This is a genomic window from Ralstonia sp. 1B3, assembly GCF_036631435.1.
Window position 1 is genome coordinate 1 of record NZ_JAPNUG010000002.1, and the last position, 14,996, is coordinate 14,996.

12 protein-coding genes and 1 pseudogene are annotated in these 14,996 nt (G+C 61.8%); 4 read left to right on the top strand and 9 right to left on the bottom strand.

Going from position 1 to position 14,996, the window contains the following annotated elements; translation table 11 throughout:
- Both OWR21_RS00220 and OWR21_RS00225 read left to right on the top strand, forming a co-directional pair.
- A partial coding sequence (locus OWR21_RS00220; protein ID WP_332394298.1) for an RNA repair transcriptional activator RtcR family protein occupies positions 1 to 1,169 on the top strand: 1,169 nt, incomplete at its 5' end.
- A gap of 56 nt (positions 1,170 to 1,225) precedes the next feature.
- The gene (locus tag OWR21_RS00225; protein ID WP_332394300.1) at positions 1,226 to 2,140 is read left to right on the top strand and encodes a LysR family transcriptional regulator; all 915 of its coding nucleotides are present in this window, start codon (positions 1,226 to 1,228) and stop codon (positions 2,138 to 2,140) included.
- Position 2,141: 1 nt separating this feature from the next.
- Here the strand turns inward: OWR21_RS00225 and OWR21_RS00230 are convergent, their stop codons facing one another.
- The 9 genes from OWR21_RS00230 to OWR21_RS00270 all read right to left on the bottom strand — a co-directional run bounded on the left by OWR21_RS00230 (position 2,142) and on the right by OWR21_RS00270 (position 11,996).
- Positions 2,142 to 3,155: a zinc-binding alcohol dehydrogenase family protein gene (locus OWR21_RS00230; RefSeq protein WP_332394301.1), complete on the bottom strand. Its 1,014-nt coding sequence runs from the start codon at positions 3,153 to 3,155 to the stop codon at positions 2,142 to 2,144.
- A 114-nt stretch (positions 3,156 to 3,269) separates the two neighbouring features.
- Entirely contained in the window at positions 3,270 to 4,190 is a 921-nt protein-coding gene (locus OWR21_RS00235; RefSeq protein WP_332394303.1) for a patatin-like phospholipase family protein, read from the bottom strand.
- A 108-nt stretch (positions 4,191 to 4,298) separates the two neighbouring features.
- Positions 4,299 to 4,571, bottom strand: a complete 273-nt coding sequence (locus tag OWR21_RS00240) for a hypothetical protein (protein WP_332394304.1) — start codon at positions 4,569 to 4,571, stop codon at positions 4,299 to 4,301.
- A 127-nt stretch (positions 4,572 to 4,698) separates the two neighbouring features.
- The gene (locus tag OWR21_RS00245) at positions 4,699 to 5,556 is read right to left on the bottom strand and encodes an FAD-dependent monooxygenase (protein ID WP_332394305.1); all 858 of its coding nucleotides are present in this window, start codon (positions 5,554 to 5,556) and stop codon (positions 4,699 to 4,701) included.
- Complete coding sequence (locus OWR21_RS00250) at positions 5,523 to 6,164, bottom strand: FAD-dependent monooxygenase (protein ID WP_332394306.1); 642 nt, start codon at positions 6,162 to 6,164, stop codon at positions 5,523 to 5,525. Before OWR21_RS00250 ends, OWR21_RS00245 begins: the two co-directional genes overlap by 34 nt.
- Positions 6,165 to 7,478: 1,314 nt before the next feature.
- A complete protein-coding gene (locus OWR21_RS00255; RefSeq protein ID WP_027678527.1) occupies positions 7,479 to 9,272 on the bottom strand; it encodes a methyl-accepting chemotaxis protein in 1,794 nt (597 codons plus the stop codon).
- Positions 9,273 to 9,584: 312 nt separating this feature from the next.
- Complete coding sequence (locus OWR21_RS00260) at positions 9,585 to 10,304, bottom strand: amino acid ABC transporter ATP-binding protein (RefSeq protein WP_332394308.1); 720 nt, start codon at positions 10,302 to 10,304, stop codon at positions 9,585 to 9,587.
- 7 nt (positions 10,305 to 10,311) lie between these two features.
- Positions 10,312 to 10,968: an amino acid ABC transporter permease gene (locus OWR21_RS00265; RefSeq protein WP_027678529.1), complete on the bottom strand. Its 657-nt coding sequence runs from the start codon at positions 10,966 to 10,968 to the stop codon at positions 10,312 to 10,314.
- 221 nt (positions 10,969 to 11,189) lie between these two features.
- On the bottom strand, positions 11,190 to 11,996 hold the full coding sequence (locus OWR21_RS00270; protein ID WP_027678530.1) for an ABC transporter substrate-binding protein: 807 nt from the start codon (positions 11,994 to 11,996) through the stop codon (positions 11,190 to 11,192).
- Positions 11,997 to 12,726: 730 nt separating this feature from the next.
- Between OWR21_RS00270 and OWR21_RS00275 the strand changes: the two are divergent.
- Together OWR21_RS00275 and OWR21_RS00280 are read left to right on the top strand one after the other, a co-directional pair.
- Positions 12,727 to 13,855, top strand: a pseudogene (locus OWR21_RS00275) (DSD1 family PLP-dependent enzyme).
- Positions 13,856 to 14,231: 376 nt separating this feature from the next.
- Entirely contained in the window at positions 14,232 to 14,975 is a 744-nt protein-coding gene (locus tag OWR21_RS00280; RefSeq protein ID WP_332394348.1) for a 2-hydroxyacid dehydrogenase, read from the top strand.
- Positions 14,976 to 14,996: the final 21 nt, after the last annotated feature.

The following is a 14,996-nucleotide window of genomic DNA, read 5'->3' on the forward strand; positions in this document are numbered from 1 at the left end:
AGAAGGAACTCGGCAACACGTCCGGCAGCTACAGCGTCATCGACCTGGACCTCTCGCGCTACGACAAGATCGCCACGCGTTTTGCACGCGAGCGCGAAGACACGGTGTCGCTGCTGAAGTCCGGCATTGCCACGCGCAACCCGGCGTTCAACCGGATGATCGAGCAGATCGAGCGCGTGGCTTCGCGTTCCAAGTCGCCGATGCTGCTGTTCGGGCCGACCGGCGCGGGCAAGTCGTTCCTCGCGCGCCGGGTGTACGAGATGAAGAAGGCGCGGCACCAGCTGGCCGGCCGCTTTGTCGAGGTGAACTGCGCCACGCTGCGCGGCGACAGCGCCATGTCGGCGCTCTTCGGCCACGTGAAAGGCGCCTTCACCGGCGCACAGACCGAACGCGCGGGCCTGCTGCGCAGCGCGGATGGCGGCCTGCTGTTCCTCGATGAGATTGGCGAACTCGGCCTGGACGAACAAGCCATGCTGCTCAAGGCCATCGAAGAGAAGCGCTTCCTGCCGTTCGGCAGCGACCGCGAAGTCGAAAGCGATTTCCAACTCATCGCAGGCACCGTGCGCGACCTGCGGCAGTGGGTGGCCGAGGGGCGTTTTCGCGAAGACTTATACGCGCGGATCAATCTGTGGACCTTCGACCTGCCGGGCCTGGCCGATCGCCCCGAAGATCTGGAACCGAACCTCGATTTCGAACTCGCCCGGTTTGCACGCGAGCACGGCGAGCAAGTGCGCTTCCATACCGAGGCGCGCCGCATCTACCTGAAGTTCGTCACTTCGCCGCAGGCGCGCTGGACGGGCAATTTCCGCGAGCTGTCGGCCAGCGTCACGCGGCTGGCAACGCTGGCCGAAGGCGGACGCATTACCGAAGCCGATGTCGCAGACGAAATCGCGCGTCTGCAACGCACGTGGGCCGAACCGGATCCAGCAGGCAAAGGCGACCGACTTGCCGACTTGATCGGCGACGCGACGGCATCGATCGACCTGTTCGACCGCATGCAGCTGGACAACGTGATTGCCGTGTGCCGCGAATCGGCATCGCTGTCGGACGCCGGGCGCCGGCTCTTCGACGTGTCGCGCACCGAGAAGGCCAAGGTGAATGACGCCGACCGGCTGCGCAAATACCTCGCACGGTTCGGACTCGATTGGGCGACCGTGCGCGCCGGCTAGGCGCTCGGTAAGATGCCGTCCATCCTTCGACGCCTTCGCATTCGACACCACACGCCATGATCCGCCTGGACGACCTCGCCATCCTCGTGCTGGCCGTGGACAACGGCAGCCTGTCGGCGGCTGCGCGTGTGTTGAACATTGCCCCCGCGGCAGCAAGCGCGGCCATCAAGCGGTTGGAGGCGGAACTCGGCGTGCGGCTGCTGGCGCGCTCCACGCGCAGCCTGGCGCTCACGCAGGAAGGCGAGCGCTACCTGCAACACGCGCGCCGTGCGCTGGCGGATCTGCAGGCCGGGCAGGACGCGCTCGCGCTCGGCCGCCAAGCCATCGGCGGCGATGTGTCGCTGTCGATTCCGTCAGACCTCGGCCGCAACGTGCTCACCGGCTGGCTCGACGACTTCCTCACCGAGCATCCAGCGGTGGCGCTTCAGGTGCGCATCGGCGACCGGCTGGTCGACATGTTCCGCCAGCGCGTCGATGTCGCGGTGCGCTATGGCGAGCCGGAGGATTCATCGCTCGTGGCGCTGCCGCTGGCGCCCGACAACCGCCGCGTGCTGTGCGCGGCGCCGGCCTACTTTGCGCGGCACGGCATGCCGAAGACACCGGACGATCTGCGTCAGCACAATTGCCTGTTGCTGGCCCTGTCCGACACCACGCACGACCAGTGGACCTTTCACGGCGCGAGCGGCGACGGTCAGGCGCACGTTGTGCGTGTCACCGGCAACCGCATTGCCGACGACGGCGAACTCGTGCGCCGCTGGGCCGTTGCGGGGCATGGCATCGCTTACAAGTCGCGGCTGGATGTACTGGCCGATCTGCGCGCCGGCCGGCTGCAAGCCGCGCTGACCGACTGGCACGGCGAGGCGGCACCGCTGCATTTGATCTGCACGCACCGCCTCACGCTGTCGCCCACGCTGATGCGGCTGCGCGACTTCCTGCAAGACCGCATTGCCGGTTATCTGGCGGACGCCTGAATCAAAACCCTTCCAGCACGATCTTGCCGCGCGCCTGATTGCTTTCGATGAAGGCATGCGCACGCTTGAGGTTGGCGGCATTGATCGTGCCGAAGTGCTCGTTCATGGTGGAACGCAACGTGCCTTCGTCGATGAGCGCGGCCACGCGGTTGAGCAGGCGGTGCTGCTCGATCTGGTCGTCCGTGCTGAACATGGAGCGCGTGTACATGAACTCCCAGTGCAGCGACAAGCTCTTCGCCTTGAGCTTGCGAACGTCGAGCTGCGCCGGGTCGTCGATCAAGGCAAGGCGGCCTTGCGGCTTGAGCGCCTCGACGATCTGTTCGAAGTGGCGTTCGGTCTGGTTCAGGCTGGCGACGTAGTCCACCGTCGGCACACCAATGCGATGCAGTTCCGCGGCCAGCGGCTGCGCATGGTTGATCACATGGTGGGCGCCCAGCTCGCGCACCCAGGCGGCCGTCTCCGGGCGCGAGGCGGTGCCGATCACAGTCAGGCCGGTCAACCGGCGCGCGAGCTGCACGAGCACCGACCCCACACCGCCCGCCGCACCGACGATCAACAACGTCTTGCCGCTGGGCGCCGCAGATTCCGGCACCTGGAGCCGGTCGAAGAGCAATTCCCAGGCGGTGATGGCGGTGAGCGGCAGCGCCGCTGCCTGCGCAAACCCGAGCGTGGCGGGCATCGTGCCGACCACGCGTTCGTCCACGACATGCAGCTCGCTATTGGTGCCCGGGCGCTGCAGGGCACCGGCATACCACACCGCATCGCCCGGCTTGAAGAGCGACACCTCCGCGCCGACAGCGCGCACCACGCCGGCAGCATCCCAGCCCAGCACGCGGGGCTGACCATCCACCGGCGGCATGCCGGCGCGCACCTTCACATCGACCGGGTTGACGGAGATGGCGCGCACTTCCACAAGCAAGTCGCGTGGGCCTGGTGTGGGCTCGGGCAGGGTCAGGTCGACCAGCGCCTCGGGGCGGTCGATGGGCAGGCTTTGGTAGTAGGCAACGGCTTTCATGGCGGGCTTTCCAGTGAATTGGTTAGCCGCATCATGGGCGCGCAACGCTGGGCGAAACAGACGCGCGGCGCAGATTCAGTTTCAACGGCGGACAGAAAATCCGACGCTGCCGCATCAAGCCGCGGGCATGCCGTGGAGGTCTGCGCTGCAGTTCGGGTGAGCTTCGTCGTGATGGTGCTCACGCAGCGCGCCCGGGATGCCGGTGGCCGCCAGACCATCGGCTGCGAGCCATGCCGCCGTGGCGGCAGCGGCGCGGTCGATCAATTCACCGCAGCGGGCGTAGTCGTAGGGTGACACGTCGAGCGGGCACAGCGGCGGCACAACGGTAATGGGCACCTGCCCGGCCCATCGCTCCAGGTCTTGCACGAGCTGACGCGCGACCAGCAGCGACAAGGCGTTCAGCGCGTGCTCGATGGCGCTGCGCGGGGCACGGCGGTCCGCACAGGCAAACCCCGCCGGCAATACGACGACGCGCGTGGCGCCCAGCCGGATGGCCGCGGAGATCGGCGTGTTGTTGGCGACGCCGCCGTCGATCAACAGGCGATCACCAACGCGCACCGGCGGAAACACGCCGGGAATGGCGGCGCTGGCCAGCACAGCCGGCACGATGGCGCCGGACGACAACACCACCTCGGCGCCGGTGCGCATATCGGTGGCGACAACATGCAGCGGCAGCGGGGCCGACTCAAGCAGGGTCTGCGCAAAATGCCGCGTCAGCAGGCGCTCCAGGCCAGATGCATCGACGAGGTGTTCCCGTCGGCCGCCCAGGATGCCGAGCATGCTGAACATTGCCCGCCACGACCACGGCATCACGTCGGCGCGCCGCACGCCGCGCCACAGCGCCTCCAGCTGCGCCGTGCCGGCCGCATGCGGATTGCACGCAAAAAAGGCAGCGTTGATGGCGCCGGCCGAGGCGCCCACCACCATGTCGGGCACCACGCCGGAGGCCACCAGCTCGCGCAGCATGCCGGCCTCGATGGCGCCGAGGCTGCCGCCACCGGCAAAGACAAACGCCGTTCGTTCCACTCTGTCCATGATCGATGCCGCGTTGCAGCAAGGAGTCCCAACTGGTCAATCCAGGGACGACTGGAACTAGAGTAGGTCTGCCCCGCCGTTGCGGCTAGTAGGGCCGGTCAGTCGCAATCAGCGAGCTTGCCGCGCGGCGTCCGCCAGCGGCTTCCAGTGCAGAAAGCCGAACAGCAACGTCAGCAGCACGCTGTCGAACAACGGCCCCTTGTGCAGCGCCACCTTGCGAAAGCACAGCACCACTTCCAGCAGGTGCGCGGCCAGCAGCACCGGCGCCACGATGCGCAGCCAGCCGATGGCGTCGGCCGACAGCGGCAGTGGCGTGGCATAGCTGGCCAGCGCGAGGCCATACACGGCCAGCAGGACGATCTTGCTGAGGACGTTGAACATGCCAGGACTCCAGAGGGACGGTGATTCCGATGCCATGCAGCATACCGGCCACCGCTGTCCCTCCGGCCGCTTCAAACACCTGGATAGACGCCGCCCTCCACCCGGCTGTCTCTGCCGGCAAGCGGCGTCAGGCCGTCGCCGTGCCGAACCACCGCTGCAACGCCGCCTGCAGCCCCTCCGTCGTTCCGTCACCGACCCACGCCACGTGGCCGTCGGGACGGACCAGCACAGCAGACGGCGCGGGCACCGTGCCCACCACCGGCAGCGTCCAGGCGCCTGCGTAGCGGGCGTCCACTCGCCGCACGCGATCAGCCCATGGCGCGATGTCGATGGCATCCGCCGGGCCGAAGTTGAGCAGCACCGCGCCCGCCGCGTGCAACAGCTGGAAAACGCGCACCGGGCCCTCGGCGGTGTCCAGGTCGAGATCGGGCATACGGCGGCCAAGCAGCGGATGCCCTTCGCCAAAGTCGTAGCGCACATCGAGCGCGGAGACCATCCCGACCAGGCGCCTGCGCGGTTCATCCATCCGAAACAGCTCCGAGGTGATCTCGCTCAGCGCCTTGGACCGCTCGTCCTGGCGAAGCAGCACCACCTGCGCCAGCGTATTGCGCAACGTACGCGCGGCCACCGGATGGCGCTCCGCGTGATAGCTGTCGAGCAGGCTTTCGGGCGCCGTCCGTTTGATGACGGCGGCCAGCTTCCAACCCAGGTTCACGGCATCCTGCATGCCCATGTTCAGGCCCTGCCCGCCCATGGGCGGATGCACGTGGGCGGCGTCGCCTGCCAGCAGCACACGTTTGTCGCGGTAGGCCACGGCCTGGCGGGCCATATCGGAAAACCGCGAGATCCAGTTCGGGCGATGCGCGCCAAAGTCGGTGCCATAGACCGCGATCAGCGCCTCGCTCAGGTCGGCCAGCGTGGGCGCATTGTCGGTGCCGAGTTGTCGCTCGGTCAGCACCACGCGGACGCATTTGCCGTCCTCCATGGGCGCGACGGCGTGCCGGCCGATGGCGTCGTATTTGAAGCCGAAGGGGGCGGCTGCTGCGTGGTGCGCACCTCGGCGATGAGCCAGCTGGTCGTGGCGTCCCAGCCGGCAAACTCAATGCCGGCCGCCTTGCGGACAGCGCTGCGCCCGCCATCGCAGCCCACGAGGTATTGCGCCCGCAACACCTCGCCGTCGGACAGCGTGACGTCGACGCCGCTGCCGTCTTGCGCGAAGCCGGTCACTTGACGCGCGCGATAGAACGGCACGCCCAGCTCGCCGACCCACTGCGCGAGGAGGCGCTCGGTGTGGTGCTGCCACAGGCCGAGCACATAGTTGTGCCGGGTCGGGAAGTCGCTGATGTCCAGCGGGTTCTCGCCGAAGTGCACGACCGGATAGGTCTTGCCCTGCGAGACAAACCGCTCGGCCACGCCACGCTGGTCGAGCACCTCGATCGAGCGTGCGTGCAAGCCCAGGGCACGCACACCGACCACATCCTGGTTGGCGCGGCGCTCGACAATGGCGACGTCAATGCCGGCCAGCGCCAGCTCGGCCGCGAGCATGAGCCCCGTCGGCCCACCGCCGGCAATCACCACGGCATGCCCGCTCATTTCGCACCTCCGGCTTGCATCACCGCGGCCCTGCCCTGCGCTCCAAACGTCGATGGCATCACACGCATGTCTCACCCTCCTTTCGGTCGGTTTCAAGATGGGTGGCGATGCTACTGCGGCCGCCGGGGCTTCCCGCAACCCCCGGGGCCGCGGTATACTTGAGGCAACGGTGGAGCGAATGCTTGTCTGGCGAAGCGCACACCACGAAAAAAGGCCGTCCCGAAGGACGGCCTTTTCTTGATTAGTTGCAATTATGTCTGCCCTACGAAATGCAGCGGAATCAATGCGTTACGCCGGACACCATAATTACGCAAGTTTGTCCTGAAGCACCAGTTTCGACCCAATCCACGGTGGGGCGTTACAAACATGTTTGCCCCACCTCTGGTCGGATGGCCACGGCAACCGAGTGCCATCAAGTTGAGCTAATCGTCGATCAGTTGCTTGTCCACCCTCTAAGCCATTGGTCACCTGCGCCGATTCTATCCACCTCATCCAGTACCAGGATTGGTATCGCTGAGTCGCCAAGGACGGGTATCTCACCCCCTCTAGCCGAGATGAGCTTGCGAGCACTGACTGCGGGCGTACCTGAATGGAATCGAAATCATGCTAGAAGCTTCCTCAGAGAGCTGACGGTTAATCGAGACTACCCGAAGATCCTCTCATCCACATATGAACTAGGATGGGACCCGTGAGGGGCGTCCCCAACGATTGACTGCAGGCGACTCGCTGGTCTGACCGATCTGTCACTGCACCAAGTCGAAGTTGTAGTTCGACAATACCCTCGGCTGCGACATGCAATCGATGTAGCCAATCGCGATCTTCCGCGTCGGCAACTGCATTGGGCAGCTAGTGAGCTTATCAACGAAGGACGACGCTTATCATTGACCAGCATGGCTACGCGAGCTGGGCTAGGGCATAGACAGTTTCCGAAGCTGGCCGGCGAGGCGCAACTGATCATCGCAGCGCACACATAGCAGCAAGCCTAGGCTTCTGGCTATGGATACCACCCGCCAACGACACCGCAAAGCAAACCAGCTTTGCAGTACAGGCTCAATGCGGGATGCTGGATTGACATCACGACGGGATTTCGTCCATGGGTCAGCGAAACAGAAATAGCTCAACTCATGGCTTTCGAGCCGGTGGCCAGAATTGGCGAGGAACTGTTGGGGGCGGTATGCCCCATGTTGTTGATTTGCACCGAATCTTGCCCCGCTGGGTCAGGATTTCGTGCAAATCAACATGCGCTTGGCCTGTTCGGCCGAATGCGCGCCATTTCTCGCCATACCTTCAACTCGTGCCGACAGAGGGCGACCACTAGTCAATTTTGAATTGCCCAATCGCCGATACCAATGCATCAGCCTGGTTTTGTAAGGCGCTTGATGCGGCCGCAGACTCTTCTACAAGCGCAGCGTTCTGCTGCACCATCTCGTCGAGCTGCGCAACAGCACGGTTGACTTCTTGGATGCCTGCCATCTGCTCCGTTGCTGAACGGGCGATATCCGAGACGATTGATTGAACCTGGGCGACATTGGTCACGATCTCGCTCATCGTGTCGCCCGCTTGGTGCACTTGGGCAGCACCGGCCGCGACGCTTGCAACAGTAGACTCCACCAACTGCTTAATTTCGCGCGCTGCTTGAGCGCTCCGGTGCGCTAGGCCGCGGACCTCCTGCGCAACGACTGCAAAACCGCGACCTTGCTCCCCGGCACGCGCGGCTTCGACAGCGGCGTTCAAGGCGAGAATGTTCGTCTGGAAGGCAATGCCATCGATCACGCCGATGATCGTGCCGATTCGGTCGGATGCCTCCTCAATCGTTGTCATTGTGCCGATCACGTTCGACATCGCTTCGCCGCCTTGCGATGCAGTCTGCGTCGCCGTCACCGATCGGGCATCGGCCTCGCGAGCAGCTGCGCCTGACTGAACGACCGTGCCAGAAATCTCGTCCATGGATGCGGCCGTCTGTTGCAGGCTCGCCGCTGCCGATTCAGTGCGGGAAGACAGATCGAGACTTGCCGCTGCAATCTCGTTTGCGGCGGCATGTACCAATTCACTCGCACCACGAATCTCCAACATCACCTTCTGCAGCTTAGCTACGAATTGGTTGAAAGAGCGCGCAATGTCTGCCACCTCATCCCTGCCGCCTTCCGGCAAGCGCTGTGTCAAGTCGCCGGTGCCCGACCCGATCGCCGCCATTGCATGACAGACCTCAGCAAGGCGGCGAAACACCGTCGTGGTGATAGCGAAGCAGACGACGGTCGCGATACCTACGATGATGAACAGGGATATAAGCGAAGCGGTCAATAGCGAACGGATTCCAGCCGTGGCCTCTGATTTGTCGAGGCTGACCACAACATGCCAGTCGGTACCCGCGACGGCCTGCGCGCGCATGAGCTTGGCCTTGCCGTCTACCGTTAGCTCCATCGGCACCTTGCCTGTACTGCCCGATGTCGTGGCGACCTTGGCAAAATCGGGCGCAATGTCGGCAACGGGTTTAAATCGCAACTTTGGATCGGGATGCGCGATCACGCGGCCGCTTTGGTCAACCAGCACACCAAAACTCGCCGGCGTCGGATGAATCGACTTGACGTTTTCAACGACGCTGTCCAATGCCACATCGCCCACCAGCACCGCCTTCAAAACGCCATCGCGTATCACGGGAACGGCTAGCGCAACCAGCAATTGCCCGCTGGTGCTCACGTACGGAATGGCTACAGATTTACCGGCCTGCGCGGCTCCCTTGTACCAGGGGCGGCTGGTTGGATCGTAGCTCGCCGGAATGTTTGGCCAGTCAGTGAATTTTGCTGTGCGATCAGGGTAGCCGACGCCTACGTCAAAGAACCCACCTGCAACGGCGATCTGCTTCAGCATGGGGTCGGGGTTCGTTGTCAGCACAGCGTCCTGCAGCGATGACACCATGAGAGTCTTCGCAGCGATCCAATCGCCGATCGCTTTGGCATGGTCGTCGGCGTAGGTGGTGAGATCGTGGTCGATTGCCGCTTCTGCACTTGCCTTTGCAGTCGTGTAGTTCGCTACGGTGGTTGAGACGACGGAGAACGCTACAAGCGAAACGCAAGCGCAGACGACCCGTGCGCGGATGGATGACAGCATCGTATTGCCTATGCGGTGTGTGTGGCGAGCATTCGAGTCCACCTCAGAATGCAGCGAACCGGTTCCGGGTGAGGAGTACGGTCGCGCATGTAGAAGCGCTATCCAAAGTCCGCGCTGGGGCACCGACCTTCACGGGACGGCCGCGTCAATTGAATCGCTTTGCGAGATTGCGCTGCTGTTGCAAAAAAGGCCCCACCAAATCAGGGCCAACCCTCTTCTTATCGGCGCACCTTCACCGGACGCCCGCATCGTTGCGTCATGCCACCGCCCCTGCTCCGCCGGTGAGCGGGTCGGAGCCGTCAACACGGTGCGTTAGCACGTGGCGCAGAAACTCCGCGTCCGCGCCTCGCGTGGGGCACTGAGGACCTCCTTCGCACAGCCCTCCTCGATGATGCGTCCCGCATGCAAGAAACACACTCGATCTGCGACTTCACGGGCAAAGCCCATCTCATGCGTGACGACCAGCATCGTCATGCCTTCGCGCGCAAGCGTGCGCATCACGCTCAGCACCTCGCCCACGAGTTCCGGATCGAGTGCCGAAGTTGGCTCATCGAACAGAATGGCTTTCGGCTTCATTGCCAACGAACGGGCAATCGCGACTCGCTGTTGCTGCCCACCCGAAAGCTGGTGCGGATATGCATGCGTCTTTTCGCCGAGTCCGACCTTATGGAGCAGGGCAATAGCCTCGGTGCGCGCCTGATCGGGCGGTTCTCGTTTGACGTGCACGGGGCCTTCCATCACGTTTTCCAGGGCCGTCCGGTGCGGGAAAAGATTAAACCGCTGAAACACCATACCGACCTGGGTACGAAGCTGATTGATGTTTCGGCACCGCTGTTCCACGAGCTGATCGAGCAGCTTGATCTCCCCCGAGTCGTACGACTCGAGAGCGTTGATACATCGAAGAAGCGTGGACTTTCCCGAGCCAGAGGCGCCGATCAGGCACACCACCTCGCCTTGCTGAACATTCAGCGAAATACCGTTGAGCACGCGCACGCCGCCAAAGCTCTTATGCAGATCTTTAATTTCGATCATGACAACCTCACTTCACCTTGTGTTTTCCAAAGCGTCTCTCGAGATGCCTGGTCAATCCCATCAATGGGAGACTCAATGCCAGATAGCCAATGGCCACAAGCGTGTAGACGGTCAGATTCTGGAAAGTCGCAGCGGCAATGAGTGAACCTTCGCGCGTCATTTCCGCAACGGTAATGGTGGATGCAAGAGAGGAATCCTTAAGCATGGAAACCAACGTGTTGCTATACGGTGGCAATGCAACCTTGATGGCCTGGGGCAGGATGACGCGCGTCATCGTCTTGACCTTTCCCATTCCGAGCGATTGCGCCGCCTCGTATTGACCTGGGTCGACAGACTCGATGCCCGATCGAATGATCTCGGCAACGTATGTCGAATAGCCGAACGCAAGGCCCACGATGCTCGCCTCGAGGGCGTCGAGCCGCAGGTGAATATCCGGGAAAACAAAATAGATATAGAAGAGAAGCACGATCATCGGCAAGCCGCGTACAACGTTGATCAACGTTGCGACAGCACGCCGGACCGCAGCAAACCGTGACATCTTCAGAAGCGCCCACACGAGGCCCAGCGCCGTACTCAGCAGCAAACAGCTGATCGTGATGAAAACGCTAATCCCTGCTCCTTTGAGCAATATCGGGACAAATTCAACTACGTCACTCCAACGCATGATCTACCTTCTAATAATAGTTCTATTCATAGCGGCTCAAAACATGCGCCGGAGTGACCGGGATCGACCACCTCGCTCCCTCGCCCGCACGTTCTGCAACTCGCCTGCCTCCAAAGCTCCCACGTACTAATCTGCGCGCCTCCCCTGCCGGGCCACCGACTCAAGATGGCCCGCACTCATCAAGAAAAAAGTGCCTGCGATACATCACGTGGCACTCCCGTTCAATCCCCGAAGTTCCACTTTTTGAGTATCTTGTCGAGCGTGCCGTCAGCCTTGATCTTGCCTAGTCCGCTGTTAATCTTGGACAGCAAGGCGGTGTTCCCTTTCTTCACACCGAATGCAATCGGCACCCTTCGCAGCGGCTGAAAACCGTCCACGACGCGAACTCCATCCAATCGTCCTGCGGCCTCCTGAGCCTTTAGGACCGGGTAGTCGTTGAACGCTGCCGTAATGCGGCCCAGTGCAACGTCGCGAGCCATATCCGCGCCGTTGTTGTAGAGCTTGACTTCCTTAAAGATGCCGAGCTTGACGAGTTCGTCCGAGGTCTCTTCGCCAGCGCCCGCACCCACGACGGTGCCCTTCAGATCGTCGATCGTCCGATAGGTGTTCTTGTCGGTTGCGTTGACGATGATCCCTTTTCCGAACTGCGCCACGGGTTGGGAGAAGTCAATCACTTCTGCCCGCTTGGGTGTGGGCGTCATGCCGGCCACGATAAGGTCGATCTTGTCCGAGACCACTGACTGGATCAGTGCCGAAAATGGGATGACGTTAAAAGAAACGTCGAACCCTTCGCGCTTGCCGATTTCCCGGATCACATCAGGCATGACGCCCTGTATTTCGTGCGTCTTCAGATCAAGAAATGCATTCGGGATACTGGAAGGCGTCGTTCCTGCAGAAATCTTGACGGTGTCTGCCCGTACATGGCTCGCGCCAAGAGCCATTGAGAGAGCAACGGCAGCAGTGACAAGAATGCGCCTAGCGAAACCTTCATGCGTACCGGCACCCCGTTGCGACGTATAGAGATACATGACAGATCCTTAACGAAAGTTCTTCAGACAATCGCGGGAAAAAGCACACAGGCGATGCTTGATCAGCCCCAACCGCGATGGGAATCAGCAGGCAACAGCAGCCCTGCTCAACAACAAAACAAGTGCAAACCGGATCGGTTGTAGAAAGCGGCGAAACACATCGCCGGCAGTCGACGGTAGTTCGCATCATGAAGACAGCCCTGCCCGAAGAACCACGACGATCACAACTTCTTCGACACCGCAAAGCTCTCATCATCTTTACTCCGCCTGCAATGCCCTCCACCAGACTCGAACGCAGCGAAGTCGCATAACCTCATGCGGCAAACTATAGAGAAGAATGTTTTTCCGGTGCTTAACATCCAATAAATTGTTCGTTAAATTCTAGTTAATGCTCAGGCTATCAATGCAATGGAGTCCGCATGGTGAGCGCTCTTGCCGATAGCAGAGCGCCTGCGGCGGCAATCCGGGAGCAGCTTTGAGCCCGGCGAACCCATAACGACAGCATCAGCTGCATACGGTCTGACTTGGCGCGGCGTCGGTGCATTCGTCCTTACCGGCCAGGTGCGCTCAAGGGCGTCACCCATTAAGTTGCCCAGGCATTCGATAGCGCTTAACGATCAATTTATCGGCCATTAAGCACAAGTTCGCGGCTCACTCCTATAGTGGCGCTTCCTCAAGCGCAAGAACGGTACAAAAGGCCGGTCGCGCAAAGTGCCGCAAGGAGCCGCAGATGAATTTGGAGTCGTTGAACACGCCGGCCGCATTAATCGATGTCGCCCGCATGAACCGCAACATTGATCGGATGCAGCGCCGCATGAACGCGCTTGGCGTCACGTTTCGGCCGCACGTCAAGACAACGAAATGCGAACAAGTGGTGAAGGCGCAGGTTGCCGCAGGCGCTCGCGGTATCACGGTCTCTACGCTGAAGGAAGCCGAGCAGTTCTTCGCAAGCGGAACCCGTGACATCGTCTATGCGGTCGGCATGGCTCCGGCCAAGCTGCCGCAAGCATTGGCGCTCAGGCAACAAGGCTGCGACCTCAAGATCGTCGCCGACAGCATCGCCTGCGCCGAAGCCATCGTTGCCTTTGGCAACGAACACCAGGAACGATTCGAGGTTTGGATCGAGATCGACGTAGACGGGCATCGCTCGGGCATCGCGCCTGACGACAACGTGCTGCTGGATGTTGGAAGAACGCTGGCTGACGGCGGCATGCATCTGGGCGGCGTGCTCGCGCATGCAGGCTCCAGCTACGACTACGACACACACGATGCATTGGTCCGTGTGGCCGAACAGGAGCGCTCTGGCTGCGTACGTGCGGCCGAACGCCTGCGCTCCGCTGGGCTTCCGTGTGAGACCGTAAGCATCGGGTCAACGCCGACTGCGCTGACCGCCGAGCATCTGGAAGGCGTCACGGAAGTTCGCGCGGGCGTCTACGTCATGTTCGATCTCGTCATGCACAACGTGGGCATCAATGACATCTCGGAGATCGCGTTGAGCGTACTGACAACCGTGATCGGACACCAGAGAGAAAGGCTGGGCCATTGTCGACGCGGGCTGGATGGCAATGAGCCGCGACCGCGGCACACAGAACCAAAAACACGATTTCGGCTACGGCATCGTCTGCCGCGAGAGCGGCGAGGTTCTGGACGGGTACGTGATGAGTGCAGCGAACCAGGAGCACGGCATCATTTCACGGTCAGGCGTACCGGACCACGAGATCGAGCAACGGCTTCCTATCGGAACGCGTCTGCGAATCCTGCCTAACCATGCGTGTGCAACAGGAGCGCAGCATCCCGCCTATCAAGCTGTCGACGCTGACGGCACCGTACAGACCTGGCCACGCTTCTACGGCTGGTAAGGCGTTCCGAGCACTGGGCGTAGCAAACCGGAACGCTAAAGAAGCCATTCATGATTGTGGGATGCATACGCCAGAAAGAATCATGAACGACCAAAATGAACTCGATGCTGGGAACCTCACTTGGATCATCCGCCAACGCCTACTGCGCGGCGAGGTCGAGCGAAACCCGCATCGTAATACGCGAGCGTCCGTCAATGGCATTCCTGTTTAAGTCTGACACTCGCCGGGGCGAGTTTGGCGCAAGCGCCTGCGGAGCGAGTTCCCGAGCCTTGATTTCCGTGTTTGGCCAGACGTAGGCGATCCGTCGGAAATCAAATACATCGCCTGCTGGGTTCCGCCGCCGGATCTGGGTGAAGCTTTCCCAAACCTTGAATTGGTGTTCTCCGTCGGCGCAGGTGTAGATCAGATCGACCTTAACCTTCTTCCGCCAGGTGTGAAGCTATTGCGCATGACCGAACCAGGTCTGGCGGCCGGGATGAACGAATACGCTACGCTGGCTGTATTGGCGGCACACCGGAATTTGCCTGCTTACCTCGATCTTCAGCGTGCTGGCGCTTGGAAGCAGTTGCCCACCGTTGCGGCGAAGGATCGGAGGGTTGGAGTCATGGGCCTTGGCGTCTTGGGAACAGGACTGCTCGAGAGTCTGAAGCCCTTCGGCTTCACGCTTCACGGATGGAGCCGCTCTTCGAAGCAGATTGAAGGCGTCACAACATTTACCGGGTCTGATGAACTAGCGCGGTTTCTCTCTCAGACCGACATCCTCGTTTGCCTCCTCCCACTAACTGAAGATACTCGCGGCATCCTCAATACGAGGACATTCGACGCACTGCCCAACGACTCCTGCTTGATCAACGTTGGCCGCGGAGGCCATCTAGTTGAGAAAGATCTCCTTGGAGCCCTGGCATCGAACAAGCTGCGTTGCGCCATCCTGGACGTCACGTCTACCGAACCGCTGCCCGCTAATCACCCGTTTTGGTCGCACCCGAAAATCATTCTGACGCCCCACGTCGCGAGCGTTACGGATGCCGAAGGCAGTGCGGACTTCGTGGCGACCAGCCTTCGAAGGCATTTCGCCAAAGAAGCATTGGTGGGCGTCGTTGATACGTCCCGCGGTTATTAAGTCTGTCTTGGTTGTTTTCCG

Coding starts and splice junctions, on each gene's coding strand:
- OWR21_RS00225 (WP_332394300.1), top strand. CDS start 1,226: ATGATCCGCCTGGACGACCTCGCCATCCTCGTGCTGGCCGTGGACAAC.
- OWR21_RS00230 (WP_332394301.1), bottom strand. CDS start 3,155: ATGAAAGCCGTTGCCTACTACCAAAGCCTGCCCATCGACCGCCCCGAG.
- OWR21_RS00235 (WP_332394303.1), bottom strand. CDS start 4,190: ATGGACAGAGTGGAACGAACGGCGTTTGTCTTTGCCGGTGGCGGCAGC.
- OWR21_RS00240 (WP_332394304.1), bottom strand. CDS start 4,571: ATGTTCAACGTCCTCAGCAAGATCGTCCTGCTGGCCGTGTATGGCCTC.
- OWR21_RS00245 (WP_332394305.1), bottom strand. CDS start 5,556: ATGGAGGACGGCAAATGCGTCCGCGTGGTGCTGACCGAGCGACAACTC.
- OWR21_RS00250 (WP_332394306.1), bottom strand. CDS start 6,164: ATGAGCGGGCATGCCGTGGTGATTGCCGGCGGTGGGCCGACGGGGCTC.
- OWR21_RS00255 (WP_027678527.1), bottom strand. CDS start 9,272: ATGCTGTCATCCATCCGCGCACGGGTCGTCTGCGCTTGCGTTTCGCTT.
- OWR21_RS00260 (WP_332394308.1), bottom strand. CDS start 10,304: ATGATCGAAATTAAAGATCTGCATAAGAGCTTTGGCGGCGTGCGCGTG.
- OWR21_RS00265 (WP_027678529.1), bottom strand. CDS start 10,968: ATGCGTTGGAGTGACGTAGTTGAATTTGTCCCGATATTGCTCAAAGGA.
- OWR21_RS00270 (WP_027678530.1), bottom strand. CDS start 11,996: ATGTATCTCTATACGTCGCAACGGGGTGCCGGTACGCATGAAGGTTTC.